Here is a 16050-nt window from a genome sequence, read left to right on the forward strand (position 1 = left end):
TCGTATGAAAAATGTTTCACATTTTACGTTCAGTGTCAGCATGATGGGGGTGATGGCTTTTGCCTTGATGGTCATCGGGTCATTTGGTTATGTTGTGGAAAAAGACATCGTTCAGCTCAATGCTGATCAGCCACGCTTGGCTTTGTCGCAAGTGCGCGGGCGGGTGGCCGGTATCGCCATTGAGTCGATCGGACAAGCCACGTTTGTTGTCGACAATGGCACCGATGAGCCACTCCAGGTTTCCTTCCCCGTTCTGCCCGACATGACGGTCAGAGAAATTTTGAACCAAGTAGGCTTAGCGTTTGATTTGAAAATAGAAACGGTCGCGAGCCCTGCCGGCGTGATTGTGCGTGGCATTGGTGACAAAATCAATGGCATGGATTCACGATATTGGCGGTATGCGGTGAATGACAAGACTCCTATTTTCAGCATAGATGAAATAATCGTGCGCGATACTGATACCATTCGATTCTATTTTAATCGGGAAGTTCAAAATTAACCGAGGGGCTTAACGACTATCATGCGACCGTACCGACCGTATCACCAGGCACATGCATCCACGCGCGATGGTGGCATATTTCGGGCGGGAAAAATATTCCTCATGTTGATCGCCCTCGTTCTTTTGTTTTTTATCATCAAAGGGGTATTCGGTTCTTCGGCTGAGCCGAATTTGGTAGATGGGACTGGTCAGGCGATCCCACCGACAAATGAAGTGGCAAATACTGCGTCAACTAATGTCGCTGTTGTGACGAATACTAACGCTAATACGAACGCATCGGCGAATACCAACACTTCCAGCAATACTAATGCTGATGCGCCATCAACCGCTTTTGACACCACGGCGTGCGACCAGGTATACAGCCGAGGTTCATCCGAGACAAAAGCAGCTGTGCTGACTTTTAATGTTGGCACGACAAAAGAGGGCGCGCTACCCCAGTTGCTTACGGCACTCAAGCAGGCGAACGCACCAGCCGCTTTCTTTGCGCGCGGCGATGTTGCCACTGAAAACCCGTCCCTGATTCAGAAAATTTCCGAGGCTGGATTTCCTGTGTATAATTTAACCAATACGCATGTTCGCGCAACAGATGTTTCGGCCGAAGAATTGGTCGCGGAATTGGAGGAAGCCGATACCGCGATTGACGAGCTGGTGACTACTGGTTCTCAGCCGTATTTCCGTCCACCGTATGGTGCAGCTGACGACGACGTCGTTGCCACCGCCGCTGAGGCTGGCTATTGTACCGTGACTTGGACTATTGACGCGATGGACTGGTCGACTGAGTATACCGCCGCTTCTTCGCAGGCACGGGTACTGGACAATATATCTAGCGGAGCAATTGTTTTAATGCAAGCAAGCAACGCGACTACGGCGGAAATCGTCCCTCCCATTATCACTGCTTTGAGAAATCAAGGGTATACCCTGGTTGATTTAACTACTATCCTGGATTAACTATATGCGGCAAAATCATTTGATTATAGCGGCGCTGGCACTCATTTTGTGTTTAGTAGTTGCGCTACTCGTATTGTATCTTCAGTCTCGCGAACCCCGTTCGGAAAGCGTTGTGCCGATCACTAATTCCGGAGAAATTGTCGAGTGCTACACCGACACCGATTGCATCGTGGGCGGTTGTTCTGGGACGGTGTGTGCCGCTCGCTCTGAAGCGGACAATCTGGTCACCACGTGTGAATATCGCAACGAGTATGCGTGTTTTGCCAAGGATAACTGCCTGTGCATCCAGAATCGGTGCAACTGGCAGGGGAGCCAACAATTTCGCAATTGCGTCCTAGCTCCTGAAACGCAGGATCCGTGTGCGGGGTATGAGGGCCAGCAACTACTTGATTGTCAGGCCGATGAGGCCACACAGAGTCGCTGCCGTGGGTTGGCCGGGATGGAGCTCCTCGACTGTCTGGTAGGAAATCCAGTGAACCCCGACGACTAATGGGTGAAAGGGCAGTTATGCCGCTTGCGTATCTATACATTAGAAGGCGCCCCTTTACGGTGGTTTATTAAAAAAAATAAAGGAGTATGGTACAGTAATATATAGTCTATGGATATACAATCTATACCTCAAACCTCAGCGCCGAAAGGACCATCACGTGGATTGTCACAAAACATTACCATGACGATTGGCATGTTTCGCACTTTGCTCGTGGTTGTAATTATTTTTTGTATTATTATTGGTGGAGCATCAGCTATGTTTTTTTCCGGATGGATGCGGGCTGATTCGAATGTGGCAGGGTGGATTGATCAGCACATTTTCAACAACAAGACAGGTGACACCAACCTTTCTTTACAAAAGACATTGCAGGTGACGACGGAAGAGTCAGCGACGATAGACGTGGTCAAGGCAGCGTCGCCGGCGGTGGTCAGTATTATTATTTCCCAGGATTTAAGTAAACTCTACAGTCAATCAGAACTATTTCCATTTGAAGACTTTTTTGGGTTTGGCACGAATATCCAGCCACCCCCGCCGGAAGGAAAACAAACGATCGGTGCAGGGACTGGGTTTATCATAGAAGCTGACGGCTTAATCGTTACTAATAAGCATGTGGTATCTGATGAAAGTGCCGAATATACGGTAGTGCTTCAAGATGGCACCCAGCATACTGCCACGGTGCTTGATACTGATCCATTGAATGATTTAGCCGTACTCGACATTGAGGCGACTGATTTACCGACACTTCAATTGGGCGACTCAGACAGTCTACAGATTGGCCAATTTGTCATTGCCATTGGCAATACCTTAGGTGAATACAGCAATACGGTTACTCGTGGCGTGGTTTCGGGCTTATCTCGTACCGTTACCGCGGGTGATGGCAATGGATCATCAGAAACGCTTGAAGATATTATTCAGACGGATGCCGCCATCAACCAAGGGAATTCTGGTGGGCCGCTCCTGAACCTGAACGGGGAAGTGATTGGCGTTAATACGGCAGTTAGCCGAGAGGGGCAATTAGTTGGATTTGCCATACCCATCAATCAAGCGAAATTGGTGATTGACAGCGTCCGTGAATTTGGGAGGATCGTACGTCCGTACCTCGGCGTGCGTTATATCCCGATTACCAAAGAAATCGCCGAACGTAATTCATTAGCCGTTGATTATGGCGCATTGATCGTCAGGGGTGAACGAGCCGCTGATCTAGCGATCGTTCCCGGCAGCCCAGCGGATAAAGCGGGGCTGCTCGAAAATGATATAATTTTAGAATTAGAGGGACAGCGCATTGATGAGGACCACAGCTTGGTGCAGGCATTGCAATCACATGCGTCAGGTGATACGGTTACCCTGAAAGTATATAGTAAAGGCGCTGAGAAAACAGTTACGGCGACACTTGAAGAATTACCTGATTAATCATATTTATATGCCAAAAGGAGAGCACATGAGTGAACCTGTAGACGAAGCGCTAGCCCTGGAAGCCGAGTCGCATCCTGAGCTGCAAGAAGCTCGTGCCATGCTTGAGGAACTGTATGAATTAGCGCACGAGTTAGATCCGGAAGGGACGCGATCGTATGCTCAGCTCCGTGACAGCAGCAAGATGTTTCGTAAGTTGACCACCTCGCTTCAGCATACGATTGAAATGGGGGGCGCGCCGGCAACCGCCGCGCATTTACTTGAAGCTATTGTTGAGAACATCATCGATTATCACTCTGCGCACGAATTTGCGCGAGCGATGACTGATCCGCGGCATTTGGTGAGCGGAAGTACCGAATTCGAATTGTATACTCACTTGATGGCTGGTTTGCGGGAAAATATGAAACAGGACATGCCCGAAGCTGCCTAAGGCAGACCTGGCGAGATTTCCTATTTTCCGGTAGGATATGGGGTATGAAAGAATTACTCGCGTCACTGGAGGAATTACAATCAAAAATTGAACGGACCTGGAAGCTGCTTGATCTCGACCACCAGCGAGATGAAATGAAATCGCTTGAATTTGAGATGGCCGAGCCTGATTTTTGGTCGGATCCCGATCGGGCAAAAGCGAAAAGCAAGCGGCACGACGAGATTCAACGGGAACTGGATCAATGGGAGCGCATCCGTCGAGATGTGGAAGAAACCAAGCATTTGGCTGGCGATAGTATCGCGAGCGGAGATCATAGTTTGGCGGATGATATCACCAAGCGTCTAGCTGAACTGGAGCAGTCATTTACTTCGCTTGAGTTTTATCTGATGCTCTCTGATCGCCATGATACGCGCAATGCGATTGTGGCGATTCATGCGGGTACGGGCGGTGTTGACGCGCAAGACTGGGCGGCCATGCTGCTTCGGATGTATTTACGCTATATTGAAAAAAAAGGGTGGACCGCACGCGTCGTGGATGAATCAGCTGGTCAGGAAGCAGGCATCAAAAGCGTGACTTTCGAAGTGCAGGGACGCTATGCCTACGGTTATCTCAAGGCGGAAGCGGGCGTGCATCGTTTGGTGCGCATTTCACCCTTTGACGCAGAAAAAATGCGCCATACCTCGTTTGCCCTGGTTGAAGTATTGCCTGAGTTTGATGATACAGATGAGATACAAATAGCCGATAAAGATCTGCGGATTGACACGTACATGTCTTCAGGTAAAGGCGGCCAGTCAGTGAATACGACGTATTCCGCGGTGCGTATCGTGCATATCCCGACTGGCATCACCGTGACTTGCCAGAACGAACGCTCCCAACAGCAAAATAAAGCTACCGCATTGAAAATATTGAAGGGAAAGCTGCACGCCATTGCCCAGGCAGAACAGCAGGCTGAGAAACAAGCGCTGCGTGGTGAGTATCAAGAAGCCGCCTGGGGTAATCAAGTGCGTTCGTATGTATTGCAGCCGTACCAGCTCGTCAAAGATCATCGGACGAAATATGAAGAACAAGATGTCAATCGAGTGCTGGATGGTGGCCTGGACAGTTTCATCGAGCAGCACTTACGTGAAACGATAAAGAGAGTATAATACCTGATATATGTGTGGAATTGTCGGTTATATTGGCACCCGTGAAGCCAGACCTATCCTTTTGGATGGTCTGAAGCGTTTAGAATATCGGGGCTATGATTCCTCCGGTATTGCCACAGTGGGTGACGGCTTATTGATTCGGAAGGCGGTCGGTCGCATCGCAGAATTGGAACGGCAGTTAGGTGGCATGCAATTTCCGGGATCAATCGGCATTGCCCATACCCGTTGGGCGACCCATGGTGTCCCGTCAGATGCAAATGCCCATCCGCACACAGGGCAAGATGGGATTGTAGCATTGGTACATAATGGCATTATCGAAAATTACCGTTCGTTGCGCGAATTGTTGCAGCGGCAGGGACATACGTTTCGTTCGGAAACGGATACGGAGGTAGTGGCACATTTGATTGAGCGGTATCATAATAATCATTCGCTTGAGGAAGCGGTGCAAATGGCGCTGGTGCAACTGAAAGGCGCCTACGGTCTGGTAGTGATGAGCAGCAACGAGCCCGATACGTTGATTGCGGCTCGTAATGGCAGCCCGCTCGTTTTAGGCATTAGTGAAGGTGAGTATTTTATCGCTTCAGACGCTGCGGCGTTACTGCCCTATACGCGTCAGGTGATTTATCTCAGTGATGGGGAAGTGGCAATTTTGAAACGGCACACCTATTCAGTTCGCACGCTTGATAATCAAATTGTTAATAAGGAAGTTGAGCAGATTACCTGGGATCTGGAGCAGATTGAAAAGGGTGGCTTCCCGCACTTCATGCTAAAAGAAATTTATGAACAGCCGACCGCAATTCGCCAGACGCTGAGCGGCCGGGTGCACGCTGATCGAGCGGCGGTTCGATTACGCTGTCTCAAGAATGGTTTTGTCGATGGAGTAGGCACGATTAATTCCATTAAGATACTTGCGTGCGGCACATCATGGCATGCCGGATTGGTTGGCCAGTTTCTCATGGAGAAGACACTCCGTATTCCGGTCACCTGCGAACAAGCCTCAGAATTCCGATATCGCCATCCGGTGATCGTTCCGCATTCCATTGCCATCGCTATTTCTCAGTCTGGCGAAACCGCGGATACCAAAGGTGCGGTGACACTGGCTAAGGAATTAGGCGCCTACACGCTGGGGGTGGTCAACGTGGTTGGTTCAGCGATTGCTCGCATGGTTGATGGCGGCGTGTATTTGCACGCGGGACCAGAAATCGGCGTGGCCTCAACGAAGGCATTTTCCTGCCAAGTAGTGGCATTGTCCATCCTCAATGTTGGCTTAGCTGAGATCCTTGATCGGGTCAAACCATTGCCTAATGGTAAGAAACGAATTGCCCCGGAAGACGCAATCAAGATTGTAAATGAACTTGATCGATTACCGGACAAAGTACAGCGCGTGCTGGATAGCGTGTACGACCGCAACGGCACCGGCGGCATTGTCAAAAAAATTGCCCAGGCATTTGGCTCCAGCGATCATTTCCTATATTTAGGTCGCGGATATAATTATCCGATTGCCCTTGAGGGTGCGCTTAAATTGAAAGAAATTTCTTATATTCACGCCGAAGGCTATTCCGCGGCGGAAATGAAGCATGGTCCGATTGCGTTGATTGATGAAAATATGCCGGTGGTAATTGTCGCCCCCCAGGACAGCGAGGAACCGCAGAGTTATGACAAAATCGTCTCCAATGCGGAGGAAGTGCGCGCCCGCGGTGGCCGTATCATTGCCATAGTGAACGAAGGGGATGCCCAGATTTCAAAATTAGCTGAATGGGTGATTGAGATCCCTAATACTCTGGCACATCTTGTACCGGTTCTTGCCACAATTCCACTGCAGCTGCTTGCCTATGAAATTGCTGTGCAGAAGGGGTTTGATCCGGATAAACCGCGCAATCTCGCCAAGTCGGTAACGGTGGAATAATTTGTCATTGGTGAGGATGTTCCCTTGACAAAAGGGCTTATTTTTTGGTAGGCTGAGCCATAATGCAATTTGACATATCCAAGGTATGGTGGGGAAATGAGCAGAAAAGAAGCTGTAGGCGGTGATCTTTTTTCGCCGTTCCCCCCGCCTTGGTAAACCGAGGTGAAAAAATAACGCAGTGATTTTTCATTGCATTCAAAAGACATTCAAAACCAACAACCACAAACCTGCATCAGTATGAAAGGAGCAAGCTGATGCACATCATTTCGGAAAAAAGCAACTTGAAACCTGAAACTCAATTCAGAAAGAAACACCGCCATGGAACAAGACAATGGAACTGTCATAACTGCTCAAGAGGCAGTTGCCTCTGAGGCGCAATTGTTTGATTGTCCGCACGATGAGTGTGGAGCCTCTCAGAGTGTACAGATTGTCGGAGAAGCTCATGTCACTTCAAAAGAACCGCTTGGGTACTGCGATAAGTGTAAGGGATGGACTATTGATAATCCTCCTGATATTCTTGTCGGAGGACCGGCCGGACTTAAGCAAAGACGGGGTGACTTGTGCTGCAAGTTTACCTTAAATGCAGCCGGACGGGCCCGAGGGCTTACTAAGGTAATCAATCCGCTCAATAAGACCTGAGCACTTCGTTCCATTTTTCATTTTTCTCTCATGAGGCAGGATATCCAGCTGGATCCTGCCTTTTATTTTTTATCTCGTGAGAGATAAATCTCTAACGGGATTTGACAGCGAGCTGTTGCTAGGTTAGTATTAGATTTATCAACCTTCCCATATTTTTGGGGAGGTTATTATGTATCCACAAAAAGCAACGATTTTTTTAGCAGGAGGAATTACACTGTTAGTTGGCGCTGCCCTAGGTCTCCTGTTTGAACTCCCGGTTGAAGCCATGATTGCTATTGGCGCTTCGGGGCTGGTTATTGCTGTTGTTCAACGTCGTTGGCGTGCCGGTTTACTGGTGGGTATTTGCTTGATTACGTTCGCGCTGGGGATGTGGCGATCATACGCGAGTATGACTGCGGCAGAGCAAGATGGACTGGTGCCATATCACGGTCAAACTATTTCGTTCATTGGTGTCGTTGACGCCGAGCCTGACGTGCGCAGCGATCAAGTAAAGTTGACCATTGCGGTGCAATCCGATGATGATGGTAATTTATTATCTGGTCTAATATTAGTCTCAGCGTTGCTGTACCCCGAATATCAGTATGGCGACCGGCTCTGGATACGGTGCCGCATCGAGCAGCCGGGGATTATCCAGTCGGATGACGGGCGCGATTTTAATTACGGTCGGTATGTATCACTGTCACATATCTATAGCGTTTGTTTCCGGCCGCAGATCAAACTGATCGACCGCGGGCAGGGCAGTCCACTGATATCAGGATTGATTCAGGTTAAGCAACAGTTTATTGAGCGTTTGACGCGGGTGATGGGTGAACCAGAGGCGTCGTTTGCCGCTGGATTGCTCGTTGGTGCCAAACAATCATTACCCGAGTCGGTGCGGGCTGCCTTTCGTATCACTGGCACGTCCCACATCATTGCGTTGTCTGGGTATAATATTTCAATTATTGCAATCTGCATTCAGAAATTATGCAGCACGTTTTGGTTGTCTCGCCGAACTGCTTTTTGGGTTGCCGTGGGAGTGATTATTTTTTTCGTGGTGATGACTGGTGCGGCTGCCTCAGTCACTCGAGCGGGGATCATGGGCGGCCTGGTGTTGCTGGCTCGGCAGTTGGGGAGGATGAGCCGCATTGCCCAAGCCCTTGTTTTGGCTGCGTGTATCATGATATGGATGAATCCGCCGGTACTTCTCTATGACATCGGCTTCCAGCTGTCATTTCTCGCCACATTCGGCCTGGTATATCTTTCGCCATTGATTGAGCGATGGCTGAGATGGGTACCCGACCTGTTTGCCTTGCGCAGCAGTTTGTCTGCTACACTGTCTGCCATCGTCATGACCTTGCCGATCATTGTATATTATTTTGGCACTGTATCTCTGATTGCCCCGCTAGTTAATGTTTTAATATTGCCATTTATTCCGATTGCGATGGGCTTTGGGTTTGTCACGGGGCTGCTTGGGTTTGTGGTACCCATGCTGGCAGCATGGTTTGGTTGGCTGACCTGGGCATTGTTGCACGGCATACTTGTTCTCATCCGGTGGTGGGCTGGGTTGCCGTTTGCAGCAGTGCATCTTCCGGTCATTTCCATTGCAGTTTTAATTATCGCGTATCTCGTATTGGTGGTATGGCTGTGGTGGCTGCATAAAAAACCGCCGGCTGATGCACAACCGGCGGCGGCTCTTTGAAATTATTGTTAGGCAACGAATTCGCCTTTGACTGCGGCGTGGCTGGCCTGGAGCCGCTTAAGGAATACCGCTTGGGCTGCTGCAACATTTTCTGATTTGCCCAACCAAACCTTCAGCGGCGGTTCCTGCAGCGCTCGGGCGTAGGAGAAGCTGATTTTCCATGGGCCATCATTGGCTTTTGCCACCGCGTTCAGATTACTGGTGGCTTGTTCAGGCGTTTGGCCGCCGGACAGGAAGACAATGCCCGGTACCTGTTGTGGGACTGATTTTTTGAAACAACGGATAGTAGCGGTTGCAATTTCCTCGGGTGAGGCTTGAGTTGAGCACTCTTTTCCACTAATGACCATGCTGGATTTCAGAATGACGGCGGTAAGGTCAACTCGATAATTTTCTAATTCTCGGAACATGATTTCGAGGGTTTGCGTGGTCACCGCTTCACTGCGCGCCAGGTCGTGCGGTCCGTCGATCAATACTTCAGGTTCAACGATGGGCACGATACCGGCCTCTTGGGCGAGGGCGGCGTAGCGGGCGAGGGCATGGGCGTTGGCTTGCATGCAGGCGACGGTCGGGAGCCAATCACCGTCAATGGTTATGACCGCGCGCCATTTGGCAGCACGGCAGCCCTGCTGATAAAAAGCAGCAAATCGATCGCGGAGTTTATCCAGTCCATCCGTTACTTTTTCTCCCGGGTAGAGGGCAAGGTTATGAGCTCCCTTATCCACTTTGATGATCGGAATGACACCATGCTTCTTGAGTAGTTCAAGAAAGGGGGTGCCATCATCGGCAGACTGAGTCAGCGTTTCCTCGAAGAGGATAATGCCTGATAGATAGTTGCCGATATCCGGCGTGGTGAAAAAAAGGTTCCGGTATTGACGACGCGTTTCCTCGGTCGATTCGAGGCCGATAGATTCGAGGCGCTTGGTGGCGGTCGAGACCGATTCGTCTGCTGCCAGAAATCCCTTATGGTCGGCGACTAAGGCTTGGGCAATGTCATGGAGTGATTGGTTCATAATTTTATGATGATGCTTTATATGCGTCGTGATGGGTCGAAATATATCGAGCAGTGCCGGAAGATCCACGTAAGACTAACGAGTGCGTTTCGATGAATCGTTGGCGGGTGATGACTCCACGGAGGAGGGGTCCATCAATAATGCCGGTGGCAGTAAACGTCAATTGTCGGCCGTGGGCTAAATCCTCGGCGGTATAAATTTTTTTGGTGTCATATCCCGCGTTAGCGATCACTGCAGCATGCTTGTCATTGGGCGGGGTAAATCGGGCGAGCAATTGGCCCCCCATAATTTTGACCGGCGCAGCGGCGAGGACTGCCTCGGTGCTTCCGCCGATGCCCATGACCATATCTATGTCATGTTCCGGCATGCAGGTAGCTACGGCTGTGGCCACGTCGCCGTCTGATACCATTCGGACCCGGGCACCAGCGGCACGGAGTTCCTCGACCAGGGACGTATGGCGGGGGCGGTCAAGTACCATGACGGTTATCTCTCGCGTGTCTTTGCCCAGCTTTTGAGCGACCTTTAATACGTTTTCGGTGGGAGTGGCATCGAGATCAATCACGCCCGCTGCTTCTGGACCAACTGCGATTTTGTTCATGTAGGTATCGGGCGCGCGAAAAAGCGAGCCGACTGGACCAGCCACGATCACGGCCATCGCATTGTACCGGCCGTGGGCTACGCTGTCGGTGCATTCCAGAGGATCGACGGCGATTTCCATAGCGGGACCGGCGCCGGTTCCAATAGTCTCGCCGACGTAGAGTTCGGGCGCTTCATCCTTTTGCCCCTCACCAATCACCACGGTGCCAGCAAAATCAATCTGGTTAAATCGAGAGCGCATGGCATCGACTGCCGCTCCGTCGGCTTTCTTTGCTTCACCATAGCCAATCCACTCGGCCGCGGCGATTGCCGCAGCCTCAGTAACCCGAACAAATTCCAGTGCGAGATTTCTGTCCATAGAGTAATGGTACCCGTAAATATCCTCAGCGTCAATGTATATGAATCAGAAAAAAATAAAGCAAATAATAGTTAGTGGCAGTTTTCTAATAGTATTGATTGCCTTTCTTTTTGTTACTCAATTGCAGCAGCGACCGGCTGGGGTTCGGGTAACATTTTTTGATATTGGCCAGGGAGACAGTGCGTTAATTCAAACTTCGGCAGGTTCTACTATTTTGATTGATGGGGGGCCTGATCGAACAATTTTAGAAAAGCTTGGTGCAGCGCTACCATTCTATGAACATTCGATTGACCTGATGATTCTGACGCATCCTCATGCCGACCATTTGAACGGACTACTGGCGGTGCTCGAGCGGTATGAGGTCAAGAATATTCTGTACACGGATGTCGCGTATGATGCACCACAATATGATGAGTGGCTACAGAGGCTCGAAAGTGTTTCAAGTAAAAAATTAATCGCTCATGCTGGTCAAACATTTACCTTTGATGAAGTGCAGCTTGAGGTACTCTATCCATTGTCCGATATGTCAGGGCAATCAATCGATGATATCAACGAGTCATCTATCGTCGCGCGTCTAAGCTATCAAAATAATTCAATACTCTTCACGGGAGATGCCGGTGTGCCGACTGAGCAAGTACTCCTGAATGCGGGAGTTGAACTTGAAAGCGATATTTTGAAAGTTGGACATCATGGGAGTGATACGTCGTCCTCAATTGTTTTTATTAATGCAGTCAGCCCTGCTATTGCCGTTATTTCTTTGGGTAACAACACGTTTGGGCATCCGAAAGCCAGTGTTTTGAAGCGTCTGGAATACGTAGGTGCAGCGGTGAAACGCACCGATCAACTGAGTGATATCGTGATTGAATTACCCCTTGACAAAAAATGATTAATATAGTACTATGCCAAGCTGTTTTGCTTATGGAAACATAAGTGAAATAGACGGAAAGATCAGTAATGATCTTTGACAATATATCTACGGAAGTTACATCAACTATACCAATAACAATCAATCGCTCACCCCGAAATTTTCGGGCGTGGAAAGGAGTATTCCTATGAACGTTTTGACGTTCGATATACCTTCGGGTATATGGCGTGCCAGGGCGCCTGTAAATCAATCCTGGAGAGTTTATAAAACTCGTCCACCTCGGAAAGGAGGTGAGCGATAATGGTAAATACGGCAAAAATCGCAGCGTCTACTACAAAAGCAGTCGCTCGCGGTGTGCTGATTCGGAAACTTGCTTCGACTGTCTTCTCTATGGTTCGAAAAACCCCAGTAATGGAGAATCTGATTTATCAGTTTGCTCTATTTGTGAGGTCGTTACCAGCAGGTGACGATATCGGAGCTGAGGTCATCAATACCATGCCAGAGGATCTGCGATCAATTGCAGAGCCGATCTGGCGCGAGATTAATCATCTTTCGGAGGAAGATATGAAGAACAGGTTTGGTCGGGGAAATCCCAATCAGCAAAACAAAGGCCAGGGAGAGCAATCTTCAGGCCAACAGCAAGTGAATCGTAGTCGACAGGATATTGAGCGAGCGCTAACAACAATGGCAGCGCTTGATCAGAAATTCTCGGTGTTCTTGGGGGGGCTGCTTTCGGCAGAGCCGCCAGGGACACGGGAGATTATCCTGGAAGCGATTGGGCGGATTTATAAAACCGTCCCGTTGCTCACCGCATTTCTTACGCCCCTCTTGATCCGCAAGGAGCGAGAGGAAAAGGTAAGTCTCCTCGATGAATTGGTACTCAATCCTCCGACTTCGGCAAAACCGAAAACGGAGCATCATGGTACTGATGCAACGAAAGCATTTACGGTACTGTCCTGGCTCCGCCTGGCAGACGAGAATGCTTTCAAGAAAATCATGGAGATCATGACCTCAGAAGCAAACGATTCTGACAAGGATCGTCCGGCTTTCTATGCGTATTTGGCCGCGCTGCATCATCTCCAAAAAGATGAAGCCGTGGCGAATTTGCAAGCCGTTGCCGCGATTGATGATCTTGAAGCGCGTGCGAAGATGGTGGGTGTTAATCCTAACTGGAAGACCCAGCTGAAGCGCACTTTTGGGATCCATCGGGGCAAGGTCACACAGGAAATGGTCGATCGTGCGCGTATGCGTGCCGATGCCGCCGTTAAAGAACTTATGGATTACCGTGAACGCACTCGGCGTCAGCGGGAAATCAGAAAGATGAATCGGAGTCAATATGTCTGAAACACACGACAAATCGTCACAGCCGTCCGCAGTCGTCGGTAGTGCACTCGACACAGTAAATGGCCTCTTCGAAGGTATTGGCCAGTTCGTCAGAGAACGGCCGATCAAGGACATCGTCATTGCATGGATTATGGGAGCAGTTACTACTAAAGTAGCTGCCTCAAGCCTACGGAATTTCTTGGACAATGATCCGTTGGCTGACGAACTCCATGCGGAGAATCGCCGTCGTCTTCGTGCCGAGCTTGAGCTTGACGCGGAGAAATTCCTGAACAAGTGTCGGGACGTCCTTGAGTCTATTGGTGAGAAATTCGAAGAATGGGCTGCTGCTGATAAGAAGCGGGGTGCCGAATTGCTAGAGCAAGCGGCCAGTCGTTTTGCAGGAACCAAGAATTTTTCTTGGCTTGCTGACTTCTGTCGTCCCACAGCTTCTCAAACCACGCCGGCACCGGTGGTGAGTTCACTCATCATTACGGCCGGGAAGTATTCAACCGTTCGATAGGAAGGTATCATGTTTAATAGAAAGAAAAAAGAACAGGCAGCTGAGCTGAAGGCTCCGGCTGCAGCATCCGCACCGGTTGAGGTTCAGTCGGCAAGTCCGACGTCTCAGCAAGCGGCTGTTCCTGAAAAGGAAGAGAAGGTAGAAGAGGGGTTCTTTAGCTCCATCGGTAGTTTTTTCGGGAAGCTCGGTGATCTCTTCAATGAAACCAAAGGGCTTCGTACCGTTGAACACCTGTTCGCGGTATATGGTGCCTTCGAAGCATTCAAGAAGAAACACACGATCTGGGGGCACTTCATTAATCTCCTCAGCATGATTGCTGTAGGCGTTGATAAGTTCCTCGATCCGACGAAGTCATTTTTGACTGCCGTCTTTGTGCGTTATATGCGCGCGGTTCGATTGGCCCTGCCAGTCATGGTTCTGTGTTTCCTCTCTGCGCTCATCATTCCTCTGGCAGGCTTCACCGGCCAATCAGTGTGGATGATGGGGCTCTATTCGGCGCTGATTATGCTGTTTCTGTCGATATTCGTCGATTATACATTTATAGCGAGTATTGATAGGCCGTCCGCTCCGAATTCGAGCCAGAATACCATTCCAGAAAGCGCCCTCATTCTGAGTGCTGCTGAGCGAGAAGCGCGTGACCGTGCTTGTCGAGAGGCGATGGTTAGTGCCGAACGTCGAGAGTCTCGACGCCGTCGGCGCAGCGCCATCATGCGTCGGATTCTGGGCCATTCCGGGATCTTTATTGGGTCGTGGCTTTTCATTCCCACGCTGTCCTATATGGTTGGCGGGGTTGAGCCGACGACTCTGGTGCTGTCTGCGCCGTTTTTGCTCATTCTGAGCTTTCTGGCGCTGATCGTATTCCTGCCTTTGCTTGGCATTGCATATATTCTTATGCGCTTTGCCAACAAGGGTAAGACGCCTCCGTTCCTGGAGTCAGTCTACAATCCGCTGTTTGTGTTGTTCTTCTTTGTGGGCGGTGCGACGATTACTTTCGAAATGCTCCAGGTCTGGCATCTGCCTGGCTGGATGTTTATTGGAAGTATCATCGCACTTCTCGTGCTGGGTGTAGCTGCTATTCGCAAAACGTGGATTCGTACATTCTTGCAGAATACCACGGTTGTCAATGCATTTCTCAAGTTGGGGATCGTGGCGACACTGTGTGTAATTTGCATTGCGATTCCTGACAGCGGTAATCAGCAGTTACTATTCCGCACAGCCCAGGACTGGTTGGGCAATGGTGCACGTGAGGTTGCGCAGAGCAATGTTACGCGTCCAGGTGGCGACGTTATCTTTGACCACAAGGTTGACTCATGTGACCTTGAGGTAGTTAAGAAAATCGTCAATAAATCCACAAAGGTTTCTTCAATTGACTCAGCGTATGCTGATGTTAATCAGGACGGTGTCGTCAATGACATCGATGTGGTTTTCTTTGAGAAAGCGCTGAAGGAAGGAACTACGCTCATGCTGCGCCGCCCAACCAGTGTGCAGTTTGTAGCGAAGAATGAAGTGGATGATGAACAATCTGAATCTTCTATCCCTCCTTCGCCGGTAAACCCTGCTGATACCACTCCGGCGGCTCCGTCCACCGCCCCAGTTCCAAATGCAACTCCCACACCGCAGCTACAGCGGACTCAACCGAGTCAACCGCCGCGGTCAAGGCTCGTTGTCGCCCAGCAGGGGATGTATTCGGAAGAAATTCCGATTAGCACTCTCGCTTCAGTGACCTGGCCAGTTGCGGTCACGGAAAATTCGATGTATACACTGCCTATTAGTGTACGCATCGATAGCCTTTCGCGCGGCACTGGATCTACCACGGCGTACGTAACGTTTCTCTACCCGCAACCGGGTCCAGAAGCAGATCGCACGCCTCAGCGATTGTACATTGGACGTGGTACTCGCATTGAGTACGCCGCTCACCTAGTGCGGCATGCGTACTTACCAGAATTAAAGGTTTCCGAGGTTCAATTTCAAAACCCACTCTGGGGCGGAGAATACGAACAAAAGAATCTTGAGAATGGAGTACGCACGCTGAACACCGGCCAGAAAATTGGCGCTAAGCTGATTTTCTCTGGTGAACTTCCGTATGATTTCTATAAACTCAACTTAGTCCTGATATTGTCTGGACGGCAGTATGAAGCGAAGTTGATCGTACCCCCGCCGGTGGGTTCATCGGTATAATGTTTCCCTTCGGGAGCATTATGTAACAATCTACCAGGCGTTGTGATTCAATCA

At 49.9% G+C, this 16050-nt stretch carries 15 protein-coding genes; 13 read left to right on the forward strand and 2 right to left on the reverse strand.

The genetic code is table 11. The features are described 5' to 3' along the window. The first annotated feature begins 4 nt into the window (after positions 1-4). From HZC01_03660 to HZC01_03700, 9 genes are all read left to right on the forward strand, one after another. Positions 5-499: a DUF4430 domain-containing protein gene (locus HZC01_03660; GenBank protein MBI5037769.1), complete on the forward strand. Its 495-nt coding sequence runs from the start codon at positions 5-7 to the stop codon at positions 497-499. 21 nt (positions 500-520) lie between these two features. Further along, on the forward strand, positions 521-1447 hold the full coding sequence (locus HZC01_03665; GenBank protein ID MBI5037770.1) for a polysaccharide deacetylase family protein: 927 nt from the start codon (positions 521-523) through the stop codon (positions 1445-1447). 4 nt (positions 1448-1451) lie between these two features. Beyond that, positions 1452-1937, forward strand: a complete 486-nt coding sequence (locus HZC01_03670; protein MBI5037771.1) for an eight-cysteine-cluster domain-containing protein — start codon at positions 1452-1454, stop codon at positions 1935-1937. Positions 1938-2045: 108 nt separating this feature from the next. Further along, positions 2046-3347: a trypsin-like peptidase domain-containing protein gene (locus tag HZC01_03675; protein MBI5037772.1), complete on the forward strand. Its 1302-nt coding sequence runs from the start codon at positions 2046-2048 to the stop codon at positions 3345-3347. 10 nt (positions 3348-3357) lie between these two features. Beyond that, complete coding sequence (locus HZC01_03680; GenBank protein MBI5037773.1) at positions 3358-3777, forward strand: hypothetical protein; 420 nt, start codon at positions 3358-3360, stop codon at positions 3775-3777. A 44-nt stretch (positions 3778-3821) separates the two neighbouring features. Continuing rightward, entirely contained in the window at positions 3822-4922 is a 1101-nt protein-coding gene (gene prfB / locus HZC01_03685) for a peptide chain release factor 2 (GenBank protein ID MBI5037774.1), read from the forward strand. A 10-nt stretch (positions 4923-4932) separates the two neighbouring features. Next, on the forward strand, positions 4933-6828 hold the full coding sequence (gene glmS / locus HZC01_03690) for a glutamine--fructose-6-phosphate transaminase (isomerizing) (GenBank protein MBI5037775.1): 1896 nt from the start codon (positions 4933-4935) through the stop codon (positions 6826-6828). Between the two features lie 318 nt (positions 6829-7146). Further along, a complete protein-coding gene (locus tag HZC01_03695; GenBank protein MBI5037776.1) occupies positions 7147-7467 on the forward strand; it encodes a hypothetical protein in 321 nt (106 codons plus the stop codon). 169 nt (positions 7468-7636) lie between these two features. After that, positions 7637-9145 (forward strand): ComEC/Rec2 family competence protein, encoded by a 1509-nt coding sequence (locus tag HZC01_03700; GenBank protein ID MBI5037777.1) that lies wholly within the window; start codon positions 7637-7639, stop codon positions 9143-9145. Positions 9146-9153: 8 nt separating this feature from the next. Here HZC01_03700 and HZC01_03705 read toward each other — a convergent pair whose 3' ends face one another. Then, positions 9154-10155 carry a fructose-bisphosphate aldolase class I gene (locus tag HZC01_03705; GenBank protein ID MBI5037778.1) on the reverse strand — a complete coding sequence of 334 codons (1002 nt, stop codon included), beginning with the start codon at positions 10153-10155 and terminating at the stop codon, positions 9154-9156. Positions 10156-10159: 4 nt separating this feature from the next. Continuing rightward, positions 10160-11110, reverse strand: coding sequence for a class II fructose-bisphosphatase (glpX, locus tag HZC01_03710; GenBank protein MBI5037779.1), 951 nt, complete (start codon positions 11108-11110; stop codon positions 10160-10162). A 40-nt stretch (positions 11111-11150) separates the two neighbouring features. Here glpX and HZC01_03715 point away from each other — a divergent pair, with 40 nt between their 5' ends. The 4 genes from HZC01_03715 (at position 11151) to HZC01_03730 (ending at position 15996) form a co-directional block, all read left to right on the forward strand. Continuing rightward, positions 11151-11996, forward strand: a complete 846-nt coding sequence (locus HZC01_03715) for an MBL fold metallo-hydrolase (protein ID MBI5037780.1) — start codon at positions 11151-11153, stop codon at positions 11994-11996. A gap of 369 nt (positions 11997-12365) precedes the next feature. Further along, complete coding sequence (locus tag HZC01_03720) at positions 12366-13319, forward strand: hypothetical protein (protein MBI5037781.1); 954 nt, start codon at positions 12366-12368, stop codon at positions 13317-13319. Further along, positions 13312-13818 carry a hypothetical protein gene (locus HZC01_03725; GenBank protein ID MBI5037782.1) on the forward strand — a complete coding sequence of 169 codons (507 nt, stop codon included), beginning with the start codon at positions 13312-13314 and terminating at the stop codon, positions 13816-13818. The genes HZC01_03720 and HZC01_03725 overlap by 8 nt, the downstream gene beginning before the upstream one ends. A gap of 9 nt (positions 13819-13827) precedes the next feature. Then, a complete protein-coding gene (locus HZC01_03730; GenBank protein MBI5037783.1) occupies positions 13828-15996 on the forward strand; it encodes a hypothetical protein in 2169 nt (722 codons plus the stop codon). Positions 15997-16050: the final 54 nt, after the last annotated feature.

This window comes from Candidatus Kerfeldbacteria bacterium (assembly GCA_016214565.1).
GTDB lineage: Bacteria > Patescibacteriota > Patescibacteriia > UBA10025 > JAHIVO01 > JAXDBW01.

Excerpts from the sequence above, each read along its gene's own strand:
- HZC01_03660 (MBI5037769.1), top strand. The coding sequence starts at position 5 with ATGAAAAATGTTTCACATTTTACGTTCAGTGTCAGCATGATGGGGGTG.
- HZC01_03665 (MBI5037770.1), top strand. The coding sequence starts at position 521 with ATGCGACCGTACCGACCGTATCACCAGGCACATGCATCCACGCGCGAT.
- HZC01_03670 (MBI5037771.1), top strand. The coding sequence starts at position 1,452 with ATGCGGCAAAATCATTTGATTATAGCGGCGCTGGCACTCATTTTGTGT.
- HZC01_03675 (MBI5037772.1), top strand. The coding sequence starts at position 2,046 with ATGGATATACAATCTATACCTCAAACCTCAGCGCCGAAAGGACCATCA.
- HZC01_03680 (MBI5037773.1), top strand. The coding sequence starts at position 3,358 with ATGCCAAAAGGAGAGCACATGAGTGAACCTGTAGACGAAGCGCTAGCC.
- prfB (MBI5037774.1), top strand. The coding sequence starts at position 3,822 with ATGAAAGAATTACTCGCGTCACTGGAGGAATTACAATCAAAAATTGAA.
- glmS (MBI5037775.1), top strand. The coding sequence starts at position 4,933 with ATGTGTGGAATTGTCGGTTATATTGGCACCCGTGAAGCCAGACCTATC.
- HZC01_03695 (MBI5037776.1), top strand. The coding sequence starts at position 7,147 with ATGGAACAAGACAATGGAACTGTCATAACTGCTCAAGAGGCAGTTGCC.
- HZC01_03700 (MBI5037777.1), top strand. The coding sequence starts at position 7,637 with ATGTATCCACAAAAAGCAACGATTTTTTTAGCAGGAGGAATTACACTG.
- HZC01_03705 (MBI5037778.1), bottom strand. The coding sequence starts at position 10,155 with ATGAACCAATCACTCCATGACATTGCCCAAGCCTTAGTCGCCGACCAT.
- glpX (MBI5037779.1), bottom strand. The coding sequence starts at position 11,110 with ATGGACAGAAATCTCGCACTGGAATTTGTTCGGGTTACTGAGGCTGCG.
- HZC01_03715 (MBI5037780.1), top strand. The coding sequence starts at position 11,151 with ATGAATCAGAAAAAAATAAAGCAAATAATAGTTAGTGGCAGTTTTCTA.
- HZC01_03720 (MBI5037781.1), top strand. The coding sequence starts at position 12,366 with ATGGTTCGAAAAACCCCAGTAATGGAGAATCTGATTTATCAGTTTGCT.
- HZC01_03725 (MBI5037782.1), top strand. The coding sequence starts at position 13,312 with ATGTCTGAAACACACGACAAATCGTCACAGCCGTCCGCAGTCGTCGGT.
- HZC01_03730 (MBI5037783.1), top strand. The coding sequence starts at position 13,828 with ATGTTTAATAGAAAGAAAAAAGAACAGGCAGCTGAGCTGAAGGCTCCG.